Annotated in this window: 1 protein-coding gene; it reads left to right on the top strand. The window is 48.0% G+C overall.

Annotated elements, in window-relative coordinates:
* On the top strand, positions 1 to 256 hold a 256-nt coding region (locus M3196_RS21865; protein WP_251324384.1), incomplete at both ends, for a hypothetical protein.

The raw sequence follows: 256 nt of genomic DNA, 5'->3' as shown, positions 1-256 counted from the left end.
AGTCGGAGAAGCTGTTGGAATCATCGCTGCACAATCCATCGGTGAGCCAGGTACACAGCTTACTATGCGTACCTTCCATACCGGCGGTGTAGCAGGAGACGATATCACACAAGGTCTTCCGCGTATCTTGGAATTGTTCGAAGCACGTAACCCGAAAGGTCAAGCTGTTATCTCTGAGCTTGAAGGAACGGTTGTTGGCGTAAACGACAATAAAGATAAGCGTGAAGTAGTCGTCCAAGGTGAAATCGAATCTAGA

The sequence above is a fragment of the Fictibacillus nanhaiensis genome, from assembly GCF_023715445.1.
GTDB classification, from domain to species: Bacteria; Bacillota; Bacilli; order Bacillales; family Fictibacillaceae; genus Fictibacillus; species Fictibacillus nanhaiensis_D.
The sequence above is the reverse complement of the archived record's forward strand: the minus strand, read 5'-3'. Positions and strand labels throughout refer to the sequence as shown.